Below are 15552 nucleotides of genomic sequence, written 5' to 3'. Positions count from 1 at the left end.
GAGCGCCTTGCCTGAGGAGAGGGAGTTCTGCGCTGGAGTCTGAAAATTTGCCTTAGCGTCTGATTTTCAGGACTGAGACCCGACATAATGGCCGGTCAGGGATGGGACGCGGGATGGCTCAGGAAAGCTTCGATTTCTGCACAAGGCATCGGTTTGGCGAAGTAATACCCCTGAAAAATATCGCAACGACTGCCCTTCAGGAAATCCACCTGGGACGCCGTTTCCACGCCCTCGGCGACCACCGTCAGACTGAGGTGATGGGCCATGGAAATAATGCCTTGGGTGATCGCTGCATCGTGAGGGTCGGTAGCGATTTCCTGAATGAACGAGCGGTCAATCTTGATCTTGTCGATGGGCAAACGCTTGAGATAGCTGAGGCTGGAAAAACCGGTGCCGAAATCATCGAGCGCAATACGCACCCCCAAAGCCTTGAGCCGGTGCAACGTGTCGATTGCCTGTTCCGCGTTATGCAACAGCAGCGACTCGGTGATCTCCAGCTCCAACTGCTCACCACGCAGACCATGTTTCTCCAGGGTGGCCTGGACACACTGGACGAACTGGCCACGCTGAAAATGCATCGGCGAAATATTCACGGCCATTGAGATGCTCGTAATGCCCTGCTCGCCTAGCTGGCGCAGTTGCGCGCAGGCCGTATCGAGTACCCAAAGGCTTAGCGGGATGATCTGACCACTGTCCTCTGCCACCGGCACAAACACCGCGGGGGAGATAAATCCTTTTTCCGGATGCTCCCAGCGCAGCAACGCTTCGATCCCGACCACCCGACCCGTGCGCGCTTCTATCTGCGGTTGATAATGCAGCTTGAGCGACTGGGTCTCGATAGCCTTTTGCAGGTCATTGCGCAGGCTCGCGTGCTCGCAAACGCGCTGATTTAGATCGCTGGTGTACCACTGAAAGTTGTTGCGCCCTTGCTGCTTGGCTTTGTACATGGCCATGTCAGCCTGCTGAATCAGCTGCATCGGCTGCTCGATGTGACCATCGTTCAGGGTGATGCCGACACTTGCGCTCAGGTGCAGGTCAATGCCCTGGATGCAGTAGGGCCTGGCAATGCTGGCCATCAATCGCTCGGCTACCGGTACAACGTCCTCATCACGAAGCAAGTCCGGCAGCAGAACGATAAATTCATCACCGCCCATGCGCACGATGGTATCGCCGGGACGAATCTGCTGGGTCATACGCTGCGCCACCTCAATCAGCACCTGATCGCCGAAGTAGTGTCCGATCGAATCGTTGATGGATTTGAATCCATCCAGATCAATGCACATCACCGCCAGACGACGCTTGCGCCGACGACTGATGTGACAATCCAGAACAAGCCGTTCTTCAAGCGAAACACGGTTGAGCAAGCCGGTCAGCCGGTCATGGCTGGCGTTGAAGCTCAACTGGCGCTCGTAATGCTTCTGCTCGCTGATGTCCCGGGCAATGCCGAATACCCCGACGATTTCTCCGTTGACCATGATCGGCAGGTTAGAGATGTCCATGGTCAGCAGATTGTCACTCTCGTCGAGAACCCGTGCCTCGAAGCGCTGAGGTTCTCCGGCGCGGGCTGCGGAAAAATGCTGACTGACCCGCTCCAGGTCCTCTTCGAGTACCAGATGGGAAAAGTGATGACCAATGAAATCGGTTGCGGTGTACGGTTTCAGCTTCAGGCCTGCTGCGTTCACACTTTGGATATTGCCGAACAGATCGAGGGAGAACACGGGGTGGGGGTTGTAGGTGAACAATGAACGAAAACGTTGTTCGCTTTCCTCCAGTCGTTGGCCATCACGCTCATGACGAATCGCAATGACTGCCAGTTGGGCCGCGCGGTCCAGTCGTTGAATCTGCGCCTCGTCCGGCGCATGGACGCGGTTCTGGTACAGGGCAAATGTACCCAACACGCGTCCCTGATGGGAGAGCAAAGGCACCGACCAGCAGGAACGCAGGTTATGCCCCAGCGCCAGGCTGCGGAAACGCTCCCAGTTGGGGTCCCGGGCGATGTCTTCGGTGACTACAAGCTCGCGCCGGAACGCAGCGGTGCCGCAGGTTCCTTCCTGTGGACCAATGGCCATTCCATGAATCGCGTCACTGTATTCGACCGGAAGGCTGGGCGCCGCGCCGCTCAGCAAGCGTTTGCCCTCGGCATCAGTGAGCAGTATCGAACAGAAGGTTTCGGGGGCCTGTGCGTCGTGCATCTGGCAGATGGCGCAGAGTATGTCGCCCAGATGATGATCGGTCGCGATCATACCGAGAATGTCACGTTGCGATTCGGGGAGTGTCTTGCTGCGAAAACCAGGACGAGTATTCATGGTGGTTCCTGAAGACTCTCGAGGTCGTCCGGTCTTCAGAGAGCCAGAAATAGTAGGCGGCCGATCACTGTCCACTAGTGCGTCGGACGCGCACTCTATAGAGCACCGACGCACTAAAAAAAGACTCAGATCCAACATAAAAAACAGTATCAGATTTATGAAACTGTCATCTCTGTCCATTGCTCCGATGCGGCCCAAAGACGCTCGGCATACTCAAGATCGACTGCCCATCTGGCCACGCCCTTGCGTCCCGTCTCCGATTCGTTGATAGAGGCGATATTGCAATCTTCGCAGTAAACACCGCCCAAGGTTGCAAGCGTGGCGCTGGTCGCACACCACAAGCCGGTTGCAGCGCCCTGTTCCAGTGTCTTGAGTCCGATCTCCGGGTTCAGGCGCTGCCGACCGTGCTCATCCAGCACGTCGAATGCGGCTATTTCGGCGCTGCTCAGATGGCGTCCGAGGCTGGTCAGGACTTGCCCCGGGTGCAGCGAGAATGCCCGCACGCCGCGATGACGTCCGCGTTTGTCGAGCGCCAACGCAAACAGTGCGTTGGCGGTTTTCGACTGACCGTACGCCACCCACTTGTCGTATGGCCGGCGCAAAAAATCGATGTCGTCAAAATCCACCCCGGCGATCTGATGCCCTCGTGACGAGACCGAAACCACGCGCGCCGCGCCCGCGGCAATCAGTGCCGGCCACAGCCCGCAAGTCAGGCGGTAATGACCGAGATGGTTCGTAGCGAACTGACTTTCGTGCCCATCGCCGTCTCGCGTCAGTGGCGAGGCCATGACCCCGGCGCAGTTGATCAGCAGCGAGATCGGACGGCCACTGTTGAGCATGCGTCGGCTGAAGGCTTCAACCGATGCGGGTTGCATCAAGTCCATCTCCAGTACTTCGACCCGCTTGACCTCTGCCAGGGCGGCCAGGGCCCGGACCGGATCTCGGGCGGGAACGATAACGTGTGCGCCCGCCGCGGTTAGGCATTTCGTGGTGACCAGTCCGATTCCCGAATAACCGCCGGTGACGATCGCAATTTTGCCGGTCAGGTCAACACCTGCCATGACCTCGGCGGCGGTACTGGCGGCATTGAAGTCGGAGTGAATAGGGTTTTGAAGCGTCGGCATGAGAAATCTCCCTCGCAGGTATCGAAGTGCTCGATTCTTCACTAAGCTCGCTGGACGAAACAGCTCAAGAAACCCGGTTTTCTATCGTGATCATCCAAAATTCAGTTTCTGATCCCTTGTCCGAAGTCCTGGCGCTGTCAGGACTGCGTGCCGCCTGCTCCGTGCGATTGCAGGCAGGCGGCACTTGGGCATTACAGTTCCGGCCCATCGAATTGAAATTCAATGTCGTGCGACGAGGCGAGTGCTGGTTGCGCATGGACGGCATGGCGCCTTGTCATCTGAGGGCTGGCGACTGTTTTGTCGTTGCTCGTACGCCGTTCGTTCTGGCCAGCGGGCCGGATGTGGAGGCGATAAATGCCTCCGATGTGTTTTCCCATGCGGGGGCGTCGGCAATGTTCGGCGTGGGTGACGATGTCGAGTTGCTGGGCGGCAGCGTTTCACTTGTCGGTCCTGCGGCGATGGAGTTGCTCGATGCATTGCCGCCTGCACTCATCATCCGCGCCGGGTCCGGAGGCGCATCGTCGTTTGGCTGGCTGCTGGATGAACTGGATCGTGAGTGGCAATCGAATCAAGCTGGCGCGCATGCAATGTGCAACGATCTACTGCGGCTGATCTTCATTCACGTGCTTCGCCATCGCATCACCGCCGCCGACGCTACTGATTTGAATTGGCTGGGAGGACTTCGAGATCCGGTCATCGCCAAGGTGTTGCGTGCCATTCATGGCGCACCCGAAAAATCTTTGAGGCTGGCTGAAATGGCGGATATGGCTTGCATGTCCCGCTCTGGCTTTACTGCATTATTCAAGACGCGCGTGGGGCAGTCGCCCGGCGAATATGTCACGCGATGGCGCATGCAAGTGGCGGCGTCGAGGTTGCGCGATGGCACGGACAACGTCGCTACCGTTGCCGCTTCGCTGGGTTATCTGTCGGATGCTGCCTTTGGAGTCGCGTTCCGCCGTGTTCACGGAAAATCGCCCGGACAATATCGACGCGAAGCACTGCGATAACCGGGTATTGAGGTGGGCCAGGCTTGCTCGCAATTTGGCCTGAGGAAGCTAGGGCGTAACGCCCTAGCAGATCGCAGAGGTCACTTTTTCTTTTTCGCCGGCTTTTCTGCCTTGTCTGATTTCTTAGCCTTGTCTGGCTTGCTATCAGCTTTTTTTGCAGATTTCTTCGGTTCGGCATCTTTTTTCTTGTCTTTCTTTTCGGAAGATTTCGAAAGAGCCGAGGCCGCAGCTGATTTCTTTGCCTTCGATGACTTTTTGTCTTTCAAATCCTTGCTGGCGTTCGAAGCATCACCTTTGCTTTTCTTCTCGTCTTTAGCCACGTTGACCACCTCTCGGAAAATGCCGGTATTGGCACATTGCCTGTGCGATTCGTTCACAAGCTAATCATTAGGCGAGCGCGTCCAAAGGCGGTTCAAAATTTTTGATGCGTTGAGACAGGCTTTGGATGAAGCACCGAGATGTGAGCCCAGATGAATCTACCCCCTCGAAAACCACTCCCCACAAAAAAGCCCACTGACCGTCTCCGATCAGTGGGCTTTCTCTGATTACGCTTCTACTTACAAAGCCATATCACTGGCAGCATTAGCCTTCGGCGCTTTCGCCTTATCAGCATCAGCCGGAGCAGCAGCCGGAGCCGCTACCTGACCAATCGCTGGCGGCGGAGTCAGTTGCAGCACCTTGGCGGTGTAAGCCCACTCCTGCGCAACCTTCTCAGGGCTGCCGTTCAGCTGAGTGCCATAGCTCGGCACGATCTGATGCAGCTTTTCCTGCCAGGCAGGCGAAGCCACCTTGTCCTTGAACACTTTCTGTAGGTGCCAGTCTTCGGCTTTGGCGTTCGGGAAGTATTGGTCGTGAATGGGCTAAAAAGGGTGGCCATGGTTGTCAGCGGATTCTTTGTGTAACAATCCTCCACTTCACATTTTACAAGGACGTTCAAAATGGCTGGAAAACCTGCTGCCCGAGTCACGGATCCCACAAGCTGTCCGCTACCCGGCCACGGAGTAAACCCCATCGCCGCTGGCTCTCCCGACGTATTCTTTGACGGGTTGGCTGCTGCTCGCCAAGACGACAAAAGTACGTGCGGCAGCCGCATTGTAGGAGAGGTCGCTTCTACCGTTCTTATAAACGGTAAACCCGCCGCAACGGTCGGCAGTGTTGGTGCCCACGGCAACAACGTGGTGAGTGGCTCCGGAACGGTGATCATTGGCAACGTCCACTCGCCTGCGGACTTCGTCCCGCCCTTACCTATGCCGTTGTGGTTGCAGCCATTCAATGAGCAGTTTCGTATTCTCGGGAGCGACGGCCAGCCTCTTGCCTATGTGCCGTATCACATCAAAGATGAAGCAGGCCGGGTTTACACCGGCTTTTCTGACGAGTCAGGACATACGCCACGAATCACAACCAAAAAACAGGAAACGCTGGAAATCACCACAGGTGTTGCCGCGCTCGAAAAGTGGGGCGATGCATGACTGAGTTTTCTTGTAAAGTCCCTACAAATCAACAGGCCGGGTCGGTTAGCAATGTGCCTGGCTATTCAATGCCTGCCAACATTCACTTGTTCGTTGTCGTCGATGAAATAGGTAAAGATGGCTTTCTAGTTCGCAAAATCTACTCCTCACCAGATAATCCTCACCTTGTCGCAAAGAACCTCCCCGCGTTTCAAATCAAGCACGAGGTATGGCCGGAAAAATTTGGCATGATACCTATAGACCCGAAATCCAACGCCACGGTAGCGGAGCACGTATTTAGCAGCAGAAAATATCCGTCCAGCTATCTATCTACCAGCTCTGAATTTCCAAACGGGTCGCCGCGATTCGAGGGCAAGACCGTTTACATTGATATAGAAAAAGCAAAAGCAGCAGGTGCAAAGCTTGTATCCACCGAAGAGATATTAAAGTCACTCGACGAATACAAAAAAGTCGCCCCAAAGAAAGTCGTCCAGATAGACCAAATCGCAGATTGGGTTAAGAATATAGACAAAGAAGTACTGGTCCAGGCTGAAAAAGTACCGGCCAAAGCAGTCTTTACCCCAAGTTCCTACAAAGCAACAAACATGTTGATTAAGGGAGCGAGAGTTGTAAGGGTTTTTGCCATCGGTTTTACCGCCTATGACTTGAAGTTGGCTACAGATGAGTCAATCAAGCAAAATAGCGTCAAACCGATCTCGGTCGAAGTAGTCAAGCAAGCTGGAGGTTGGGGGGCCGCAATCGCGGGAGGACGGATTGGCCTGGCGGTAGGTGCTGCTGTTGGTATAGAAACGGGCCCAGGAGCAATTGTCAGTGCTGCTGTTGGTGGAATTATCTTCGGTACGGCGGGTTATTTGGGTGCAACCTGGCTTACTGATTACGTACAAGACTGAGGTCTGGTGATGAGTTTTTTTAGTCGTTTCAAATCCTTCATGAAGCAAGAACCAGAAGAGCAAATTGCTGGATATTCCATTTCAGAGCTAAAAACCATTTTCGCTGATCCTTCAACAAGCGAAATTAGTCGGCTGCCCTACTACCCCAAAACATCATCTTTAGAAGGACTGGGTATTCCAGCCTTTTATTCTTCATTTTTAATTGAGCACGCAGACACTCATAAATTTCTGGCGTTCGTCGAAGCAAATTTTAAATACACATCTGAAAAAACATTTAATGAGCTACCTGCAAAGCACTATGTTAACGATGAAAAAAACGAGCAATTAGTATTTTTTACTTCCACAAGGGAGTTCAACTCAACAACTGTTCGAATGGTTACGAACAGCATCGATTTCATGAATGTTATTTTGCGCGAGAATTTTGCCCCTCCTCCCCCATGGATAGCGTTTGAAGGGTACAACCCTTCCTGGTGGGGTGGAGAGATGCAAGGTGCTCAAGGGTACTACAACGACAATTACTTCATTCCCTTCCTCACTCAATTGAGTGACCTGGAAAGAATGAAGTATTACGCAAGATTTGGCGCTACAAACGAGTGGATAGAACGCTTGGAATTGATGTACCGCTCTGAATGAGCATGGCCTGAACGGGTCTGCTCCGCAGCCCACCGGGAGCAAGCTCCCTCGCCACAGAGGCGGTGTCAGTCTTGGATATTACGGGCCAGCAAGTGCTGAGTTTGAAGCACAAAAAAGCCCACTGACCGTCTCCGGTCAGTGGGCTTTCTCTGATTACGCTTCTACTTACAAAGCCATATCACTGGCAGCATTAGCCTTCGGCGCTTTCGCCTTATCAGCATCAGCCGGAGCAGCAGCCGGAGCCGCTACCTGACCAATCGCTGGCGGCGGCGTCAGTTGCAGCACCTTGGCGGTGTAAGCCCACTCCTGCGCAACCTTCTCAGGGCTGCCGTTCAGCTGAGTGCCATAGCTCGGCACGATCTGATGCAGCTTTTCCTGCCAGGCAGGCGAAGCCACCTTGTCCTTGAACACTTTCTGCAGCACGGTCAGCATGATCGGAGCAGCCGTCGAGGCGCCCGGCGATGCGCCCAGCAGGCCGGCAATGGTGCCGTCTTGCGATGCAACGATCTCGGTGCCCAGCTTCAGCACGCCACCCGCTGCTTCATCACGCTTGATGATTTGCACGCGTTGGCCGGCTTGCCACAGGCGCCAGTCTTCGGCTTTGGCGTTCGGGAAGTATTCTTTCAAGGCGTTGAGGCGGTCTTCGTCAGACAGCATCAGTTGGCCGGCGAGGTACTCGACCAGCGGGTATTCCTTGATGCCGACTTTGGTCATTGGCCACACGTTATGCGTGGTGGTGGTGGTCAGCAGGTCCAGGTACGAGCCTTCCTTCAGGAACTTGGTGCTGAAGGTCGCGAATGGGCCAAACAGAATGACGCGCTTGCCGTCCAGGACACGGGTGTCCAGGTGCGGAACCGACATTGGCGGTGCGCCAACGGAGGCTTTGCCGTAGGCCTTGGCCAGGTGTTGCTCGGCCAGGGTCGGGTTTTCGGTGACGAGGAACGAGCCGCCTACCGGGAAGCCTGCGTATTCCTTGGCTTCAGGAATACCGGACTTCTGCAGCAGGTGCAGTGCACCGCCGCCCGCGCCGATGAACACGAACTTGGCGTCGGTTTCGGACTGGGTGCCGTCTTTCAGGTTTTTGTAGCTGACGCGCCAGGTGCCGTCGTCGTTCTTGGTGATGTCTTGCACTTCGCTAGACAGTTTCAAGTCGAACTTCGGTGTGGTTTGCAGGTGCGCGACGAACTGGCGGGTGATTTCGCCAAAGTTGACGTCGGTGCCGATCGGGCTCCAGGTGGCCGCGATTTTCTGGTTCGGGTCGCGCCCTTCCATCATCAGCGGAACCCACTTCTTGATCACAGCCGGGTCTTCGGAGTACTGCATGCCGGCGAACAGCGGGCTCGCTTGCAGGGCTTCGTAGCGCTTCTTCAGGAACTTGATGTTGTCATCGCCCCACACAAAGCTCATGTGCGGCGTGGAGTTGATGAACGAACGCGGGTTTTTCAGCACGCCTTGCTGAACCTGCCAGGCCCAGAACTGACGGGAGATCTGGAACGCTTCGTTGATTTCAACGGCTTTCGGGATCTGTACGTTGCCCTTGTCGTCTTCCGGGGTGTAGTTCAACTCGGCCAGGGCGGAGTGACCGGTACCGGCGTTGTTCCAGCCGTTGGAGCTCTCCAGGGCGACGCCGTCGAGGCGCTCGATCATTTCCATCGAAGTGCCAGGTTCCAGCTCGTTGAGCCAGACACCCAGGGTCGCGCTCATGATGCCGCCGCCGATCAGCAGTACATCGACTTTCTTTGCCTCTGCCGCGTGAACGGACGTGATCCCCATCGACAAAGCCAGCCCCAGCAGGGCCGTGTTCATTTTCTTAAACATCTGTAGCACCTATGATAAAACGCCATCCGCCCTTCCATTCCCGCTCACGGCCCCTTGGTTCACGACATTCAGGCAGGACGTCGTGGGTGCTCGTACACAAGAATCGAAGGGTGGGCACACAAGGCCGACTGTCTGCATCGACCTCAATTTATATGTCCCTACTGAACTGACTTTTTATCATTATTGGCTTCAGCTACTTGAGCGACATTGATCCTGTCGGCACGTCTCAAGGACGGGCCAACTGAATAGGTCAAACCAAGTTGGCGCGCAGAATATCATGGCAGGACGACCACGCGCTCCCAAAAGGACTTATGAGTCTAGTCCAGACGGGGCTCGTTCGCCGCGTCCCGGCCCAAACGATTCAGCACAAACACCTTGGCGTTGTGGGTCATTTGGTCCAGATGCCGGTCGCGTTGCTTTTCGGCATCGACCATCGCGCGCTTTCCGTGTTTTTGCAGCAAGTAGTTATGTATCTGCCGAACCTCTAGAGAACTGTAGATAAATGTGACATCCAACAGTCCCATCAAGCCTTCGCTGCTGTGGTCGCGGGTGTTCATCAGCACCTGCGTGCCGCGCACGCCCAGCACCTGAAAACCCATCGACTCGAACCACGGCACCTTGGCCACGGTGCAGGTCAGTTCGGCGTGGGGGTAGCGGCTGATCATGTCTTGCAACATGGTCCGCGCGACGCCTCGGCGGCGATGACCCGAGTCAACGGCCATGTAGGCTACGCCGCAGGCTTCGGGATCGTCCTTGACCGGCAGGTACAGCAGAAAGCCGATGACCTTTTCAGGGTTTTCATCGTCGGTGGCGACGATCAACTCGACCGCAATGCCCTTGGACCCGCCGAGGGCTTCCAGGTACAGATGCACTTCGTAACCGACCGCGTACTGATACACGTTGTACAGCGGGTTGCTCGGCACGATGCCGACCATGCTGATGTCGGTCAGGTTGTCGACGACCATCTGCAGGATCTGGCTGTTGATGTGCTCCGGGCACGGGGCGTCGAAGTGGGTGAGTTCGGGCATTGAAATTCTGACTCCGGGATCGCTTTACTGGGTTTCGGCGGGGCTATTGTCACAGATTGATCGCCACGCCGCTTCTGCCAGCAATGCCCGGTAGGCCTTCGGACTGGCGACCACCCTCCCCGACAACCAGGCCCGGCAGTAACTGTCCGCCTGGCCGATGATCAGCGACGGCAGCAATTCGGCCGGAAACGCGCGCAATTCATCGCGTCGGCCGGGCTCTGCCAGCCATTGGCCGAGTTTTTGATTACGGATTTTGTTGCGGGTGGCCAGTTCTTCCTTGAACGGCCCTTTGGTGACGGCAAATCGCGCGTGGTACTGGAAACGTGCCCAGTCGGGTTGGCTGTCGACCCAATCGACGTAGCTGTGGACCAGCGCGTGCACGCCCTCTTCGGTCGTCTGTGCCTCGGCGAGGTAGCTGTCGCGAAGCAGTGCCTGGTCATCCAGCGCGGTGAAAAACAGCGCGGCCACCAGGCCTTCCTTGTTGCCGAAATGATGGTAGATCGCGCCAACGCTGGTATCGCATTCGGCGCGGATCATTTCGATGGTCGTGGCTTCGAGCCCTTGTTCGTTGAACAGGGCCAAGGCTTTTCTGAAGATGTCGCGCTTGAGTTCGGCTCTTCTGCCGGGGTAGCTGCGCTCGAGTAGATCTGCGGTTTCCATGCGGGATACAGGCCAGAAAATTCATGACAAGGCAGGCGGCTGCCGGTGAGAAAGCTGCGCTAGGTTGACAGATTTAATCGCAACAGAATACTGTTCCGTCACAGAACATTATTCTGTTACGGAACATCATTCTGTAAAACCATCCCTCAGCGAGGCTTCAAAATGAGTCAGTTTCTCAGCATGTTCAACAGCGCCGGCCCGGAAGCATTCAGCAAAATGGCCTGCCAGGTGGCGCCCTACTTCAGCACCATCAAGCCGCTGATCTCGGCGTTGCGCCCGAGTCATGCCACGGTGCAGGTGCCGTTCAGCAAGGAGATCACCAACCACTTGGGCTCGGTTCATGCGATTGCGATGTGCAACGCCGCCGAACTGGCGGCAGGGACGATGACCGACGTGTCCATTCCCGCCGGTGCGCGCTGGATTCCGAAAGGGATGACGGTCGAGTATCTGGCCAAGGCCAAGAGCGATGTGACGGCGGTGGCCGATGGCGAGGCGGTGGATTGGCGGACGGAGGGCGACAAGATTGTGCCGGTGGATATTCATGATGCCGAAGGCAAGAAGGTGTTCACGGCGCGCATCACCATGAATGTGAAGCTCGCTTAAACGCCCGCCTGCCTGTAGCAGCCTGCGTCCGGCTGCTACAACAATTGCGCAACCCGCCAATCGCGTGAATGCTTTCAAGCAGGGCCGAAAAACCTTTCTACCTCCCTACTCCGAAACAGCCACTTGATTACGCCCACGCGCCTTGGCTCGATACAGCGCTTTATCCGCGTTATTCAGCAAACTTTGAAAATCGTTGTCGCCGATGTCCATCGCTGCCACACCGAGGCTGGCCGATATACGGTGAACCGGTCCGGTCATCAATCCACCGATCGACTGGATAAGTTGCTCGGCGATGTTAAGGGCGACTTCAATGGAAGTATCCGGGAGCAGGATCGCGAACTCTTCACCGCCGAGCCTGCCGAAGACATCCGTGTCGCGGAAGGACCGGTTGATGATCACGCCCATTTGCCGCAACACCTGATCCCCGACCTGATGACCGTAGGTGTCATTGATGTGCTTGAAGTGATCCATATCCAGCATCACCGCGCACAACGGTAACCGGTTGTGTTGGCAGTCATGGAACAGTTGCTGGGCATGCTCGAAAAAAGCGCGGCGATTTTTCAGGCCGGTGAGTTCATCGGTCTGTGCGGCGTAAGTGGCAATGCGATGGGCGCGTTCCATTTCGCGGGTTAGCAGGAAGGCGGTTTCCAGGGCTTCGGCCAGTTTGCGTGTCGCGCTGGCCACGAATGAGGCGAACACAATCACGGCCAGCGCCATGCCGACCTGAATCGCTGACGATTGAAACAGCAGCCAGAGCGTACACGGCAACAACACAAGGCCAATGGACGCCAGCGTCATGTATCGATACGCCGAATAACACGACACCGCGCTGACCGACATGCCGACGGCAAAAAGCATGACCAGTGCCTGGGCCAACAGGTCGTTTGCCGGCATGACCGCAAATGCACCCGCCCCCCAGATACCGGCGGACAACACCAGCGTGAACCCGTATTTCCTCTCCCAGCGTTGCGGGGTGCGCTCACTGTCCGGGCAGCGAAACCAGGCCACGAACATCAGGAGGCGCAGCAACGACGACGCTGTCAGCAGCCCTATCCAGGTGAAAATGACGGAGTGATCAAAACGCTCCCAGCACAGCCCGCACAGCATGATCGCGGCCAGAAAACTGCCGAAAATCGCAGGGAATGACTGGTGGAAAAGCTGATGCAATCGATCACTGCGCACCTGCGCTGCGATGAAAGCATCCTGGTCGTGCCGAAATCCTGGGCCACCCATTTGATCCGCCTGATCATGATGCTGCGACAAAAAAAGCGATTGTGGCATCCTGCCACCTAGGCAAACAAACAATTACGACTCGTGGGTACCCGCACATTCACGGCAATGCGCCCTTAAAGCCTCTGTGACAATCGTCAGAAAAGTAATAGCACAAAGTGAGCTATCCCTAGGCATCGAGCCAAATGACATTGCCCCGGCAACGTACAACGCGTTCGTCCTGCTACGCTTTTGAAGCCTCCCATGGAATCGGGCGATAGTGACTCATACGGATCCACTTGACTGTTGAGGTTGCGCAATGTGAGAGCCCAACTTATCAGCGCCGTCATTACCCTGACCATGATCGGAGTGACGACGTATGGGTTTATAGAATGGAACACTGGCGAACGCGCGCGCCGGGATGCAGTGTGCAAGGCAGCTCGACAGCACAAGGAAGAGGTGGAAATTCGAGCACGAGCGATGGCTGCCGGGCTGTCTGTCGATGCTTACGCCGAAGCCGAGAAAGCCGAAGTCGGCAAATTGGTCAGCTCCCTGGATACCGCGAAGAATGATGCCGAGGTTGAAGCCGTCATAGACGCACACGCTGCCGAGTTGCAGGCGCAAGACGCCGCCACCGACGCAGAGCTGAAAAACCAGGGGAGCCAGCAATTTCTCGAACAGAAGTTCAAGGAACAGCGGATCACCACGGACATCAAGCAGGAAATTGAACGGGCCGAGAAGGCCGTGGCGGATGCTTGCCGTTAGGCCCCACTGACCGCTACCGCTGCGGCGCAACCATCCGAAACCGGATAATGATGTCGTCGGAAACAACCGTGTCGCCCCATTCACCCTCGCCGACCTTGAAGTCGCTACGCTTGAGCGTTAGCTGGCCATCGAAGATCCCGATGGCCTCCTCCTCTTTCAGGAGGACCGGAACAGTCACCTCACGGGTGACGCCTCTGAGCGTCAGTTTGCCGGTGATCGAATAGCGGTGGTCACCCAGCGCGTTCACGGCGGTCGATTCAAACGTCGCCTCGGGATACTTCTGCGTGTCGAACCAGGCGGGCCTTTGCAGTTCGGTGTTGGCGTCTTCGCTACCGGCATCGATGCTGTCGAGCTGGATGGTCAGCGCGGCACGGCCCTCCTCGGGGTTGTCCGTGTCGAAGTCGAGCGTGGCCTTGAACGTGTCAAACGAGCCGTACACCCGCGAGCTGAACTGGTTGTACGTAAAGGAGATCGTGCTGGCGGTTTCATTCACTTGCGTGTATTCGGCCGCTTCGGCACCTGGAGAAAAGCCGAAGGCAAGCGCAGCAGCCAGTACGGAAAACGACGGGAATCGAGTGTTCATGGGGCGCTCCAGTCGTGGCACACGCTGGCCAGACAGGTGGACTAAAGCAAAGAACCACCGTTTATTCCACCAGGCATTGAGACTTCCGACCTCCTGTCGGCAACGTGCACCACCGCCCGATACGGCCACCTGCACAGGTGTTTAATGACTCAAGCACTAACCGCTTCGGGAGACAGGACATGAAAATCGTCGTCATCGGTGGCACCGGGCTGATCGGCAGCAAGCTCTGCCAGAACCTGCAGGATCTGGGGCACGAAGCCTTGGCGGCGTCGCCAAGCACCGGCGTCAATGTCATCAGCGGCGAGGGGCTGACGCAGGCGTTGAAAGGTGCGGACGTGGTGGTCGACGTGTCGAACTCGCCCTCGTTCGAGGACCACGCGGCGTTGCACTTCTTCGAAACCGCCGGACACAACCTGATCGCGGCGGAGAAAATTGACGGCGTCAAACACCATGTTGCGCTGTCGGTGGTCGGCACCGAGCGGATGCTCGACAGCGGTTACTTCCGGGCGAAAATGGCCCAGGAAAAACTCATCAAGAAGTCGGGCATTCCCTACACCATTGTGCGGGCCACGCAGTTCTTCGAATTTATCCATGCCATTGCTCACTCCGGGCGCGAGGAAGGCGACACCATTCACTTGACGTCCGCCGCGCTGCAACCGGTAGCCTCGGCCGATGTGGCGGCGGCACTGACGGACATCGCGTTGAAAGCACCGATCAATCAGACCGTCGAAGTGGCCGGCCCTGAAAACCGCCCTCTCATCGAGTTCGCGAGCGACTATTTGAAGCACACCCGGGACCCGCGCCAGACCGTCGCGGACGACACGGTCCCTTACTTTGGAGCGCCGATCAATGACCAGTCGCTGACACCAGGTGCCAATCCCATTGTCGGCGCGACCCGGTTTCAGGAGTGGCTTGAGACCCACTAGGCGACAAAGCCAGGTCAAATATGAGGCGTGGCCGTTGCGCTAGGCCACCGCCTCGATCAACTGCATCGGCGTCATCTTCGTGACCATCATCATCACGATCACAAACATCCCCGCAAAACCCATCACGCCCATCCAGAACCACTTTTGGTAGACCGACCGGTATTGCGCGTCGAGCCCCTCGCCCGTCTCCACCGCGCTCAACGCCATCCCGTGCAGCCGCTTCTGCAGCACCAACACCGGCAGCCACAATGACCCCACGCACAGGAAAATGATCAACGAGGTCAGAATCCATTCAGTGCTCATGGGCAGCCCGGACACTTTCATCAGCAGGTAACCGGAGACGATCTGAATGAAGCCTGCCGGGGTGGTAATCCAGGTGTCGAAGCGCACCACCATTCTGGCGACGTGTGCGATCACTTGCGGGTTGGCTGTGCGACTGGCCGCGATCAGATAGAGATAGGAGCCCATGCCGAACCCGAACAGGAAAATCGCGGCAATGACGTGCAGGTACTTCAGGCACAGATAGAGCAT

At 56.6% G+C, this 15552-nt stretch carries 16 protein-coding genes and 1 pseudogene; 7 read left to right on the top strand and 10 right to left on the bottom strand.

Translation table 11 applies throughout. The annotated features are described in order from the left end of the window. Positions 1-95: 95 nt before the first annotated feature. Both AC1ROI_RS25065 and AC1ROI_RS25060 read right to left on the bottom strand, forming a co-directional pair. The gene (locus tag AC1ROI_RS25065) at positions 96-2306 is read right to left on the bottom strand and encodes a putative bifunctional diguanylate cyclase/phosphodiesterase (protein ID WP_083377011.1); all 2211 of its coding nucleotides are present in this window, start codon (positions 2304-2306) and stop codon (positions 96-98) included. A 155-nt stretch (positions 2307-2461) separates the two neighbouring features. Next, a complete protein-coding gene (locus AC1ROI_RS25060) occupies positions 2462-3430 on the bottom strand; it encodes an oxidoreductase (RefSeq protein ID WP_083377012.1) in 969 nt (322 codons plus the stop codon). Between the two features lie 26 nt (positions 3431-3456). Here AC1ROI_RS25060 and AC1ROI_RS25055 point away from each other — a divergent pair, with 26 nt between their 5' ends. Continuing rightward, entirely contained in the window at positions 3457-4437 is a 981-nt protein-coding gene (locus AC1ROI_RS25055) for an AraC family transcriptional regulator (protein WP_231990924.1), read from the top strand. Between the two features lie 80 nt (positions 4438-4517). Here AC1ROI_RS25055 and AC1ROI_RS25050 read toward each other — a convergent pair whose 3' ends face one another. After that, complete coding sequence (locus AC1ROI_RS25050; RefSeq protein ID WP_010459396.1) at positions 4518-4814, bottom strand: hypothetical protein; 297 nt, start codon at positions 4812-4814, stop codon at positions 4518-4520. 180 nt (positions 4815-4994) lie between these two features. Continuing rightward, a pseudogene (locus AC1ROI_RS25045) lies at positions 4995-5249 on the bottom strand (malate:quinone oxidoreductase); the annotation flags it as partial. Positions 5250-5375: 126 nt separating this feature from the next. Here AC1ROI_RS25045 and AC1ROI_RS25040 point away from each other — a divergent pair. The 3 genes from AC1ROI_RS25040 to AC1ROI_RS25030 are packed head-to-tail and all read left to right on the top strand — an operon-like array spanning position 5376 to position 7429. Beyond that, complete coding sequence (locus tag AC1ROI_RS25040; protein ID WP_010459391.1) at positions 5376-5906, top strand: PAAR domain-containing protein; 531 nt, start codon at positions 5376-5378, stop codon at positions 5904-5906. Beyond that, complete coding sequence (locus AC1ROI_RS25035; protein ID WP_224795517.1) at positions 5903-6796, top strand: glycine zipper family protein; 894 nt, start codon at positions 5903-5905, stop codon at positions 6794-6796. The genes AC1ROI_RS25040 and AC1ROI_RS25035 overlap by 4 nt, the downstream gene beginning before the upstream one ends. A 9-nt stretch (positions 6797-6805) precedes the next feature. Further along, positions 6806-7429 carry a hypothetical protein gene (locus AC1ROI_RS25030; protein ID WP_010459387.1) on the top strand — a complete coding sequence of 208 codons (624 nt, stop codon included), beginning with the start codon at positions 6806-6808 and terminating at the stop codon, positions 7427-7429. Positions 7430-7594: 165 nt separating this feature from the next. Here the strand turns inward: AC1ROI_RS25030 and mqo are convergent, their stop codons facing one another. From mqo to AC1ROI_RS25015, 3 genes are all read right to left on the bottom strand, one after another. After that, complete coding sequence (gene mqo / locus AC1ROI_RS25025; RefSeq protein WP_083377015.1) at positions 7595-9247, bottom strand: malate dehydrogenase (quinone); 1653 nt, start codon at positions 9245-9247, stop codon at positions 7595-7597. Positions 9248-9564: 317 nt separating this feature from the next. Further along, entirely contained in the window at positions 9565-10275 is a 711-nt protein-coding gene (locus AC1ROI_RS25020; RefSeq protein ID WP_102593876.1) for a GNAT family N-acetyltransferase, read from the bottom strand. Between the two features lie 24 nt (positions 10276-10299). After that, positions 10300-10935 (bottom strand): TetR/AcrR family transcriptional regulator, encoded by a 636-nt coding sequence (locus AC1ROI_RS25015; RefSeq protein WP_102593875.1) that lies wholly within the window; start codon positions 10933-10935, stop codon positions 10300-10302. A gap of 162 nt (positions 10936-11097) precedes the next feature. Between AC1ROI_RS25015 and AC1ROI_RS25010 the strand changes: the two genes are divergently transcribed. Further along, positions 11098-11538 carry a hotdog fold domain-containing protein gene (locus tag AC1ROI_RS25010; RefSeq protein WP_102593874.1) on the top strand — a complete coding sequence of 147 codons (441 nt, stop codon included), beginning with the start codon at positions 11098-11100 and terminating at the stop codon, positions 11536-11538. 105 nt (positions 11539-11643) lie between these two features. Here AC1ROI_RS25010 and AC1ROI_RS25005 read toward each other — a convergent pair whose 3' ends face one another. Beyond that, positions 11644-12771 carry a GGDEF domain-containing protein gene (locus AC1ROI_RS25005; protein WP_102593893.1) on the bottom strand — a complete coding sequence of 376 codons (1128 nt, stop codon included), beginning with the start codon at positions 12769-12771 and terminating at the stop codon, positions 11644-11646. 297 nt (positions 12772-13068) lie between these two features. Here AC1ROI_RS25005 and AC1ROI_RS25000 point away from each other — a divergent pair, with 297 nt between their 5' ends. Then, positions 13069-13512 (top strand): hypothetical protein, encoded by a 444-nt coding sequence (locus tag AC1ROI_RS25000; protein WP_042932138.1) that lies wholly within the window; start codon positions 13069-13071, stop codon positions 13510-13512. Positions 13513-13525: 13 nt separating this feature from the next. Here AC1ROI_RS25000 and AC1ROI_RS24995 read toward each other — a convergent pair whose 3' ends face one another. Next, positions 13526-14095 carry a YceI family protein gene (locus tag AC1ROI_RS24995; RefSeq protein WP_102593873.1) on the bottom strand — a complete coding sequence of 190 codons (570 nt, stop codon included), beginning with the start codon at positions 14093-14095 and terminating at the stop codon, positions 13526-13528. Positions 14096-14274: 179 nt separating this feature from the next. Here AC1ROI_RS24995 and AC1ROI_RS24990 point away from each other — a divergent pair, with 179 nt between their 5' ends. Further along, positions 14275-15021 carry an SDR family oxidoreductase gene (locus AC1ROI_RS24990; protein ID WP_010459367.1) on the top strand — a complete coding sequence of 249 codons (747 nt, stop codon included), beginning with the start codon at positions 14275-14277 and terminating at the stop codon, positions 15019-15021. 39 nt (positions 15022-15060) lie between these two features. On the opposite strand, the gene AC1ROI_RS24985 is transcribed toward AC1ROI_RS24990, so the two are convergent. Then, positions 15061-15552, bottom strand: coding sequence for a DUF2269 family protein (locus tag AC1ROI_RS24985; protein WP_010459366.1), 492 nt, complete (start codon positions 15550-15552; stop codon positions 15061-15063).

This window comes from Pseudomonas sp. GW823-FHT02C02 (assembly GCF_058797635.1).
The sequence above is the reverse complement of the archived record's forward strand: the minus strand, read 5'-3'. Positions and strand labels throughout refer to the sequence as shown.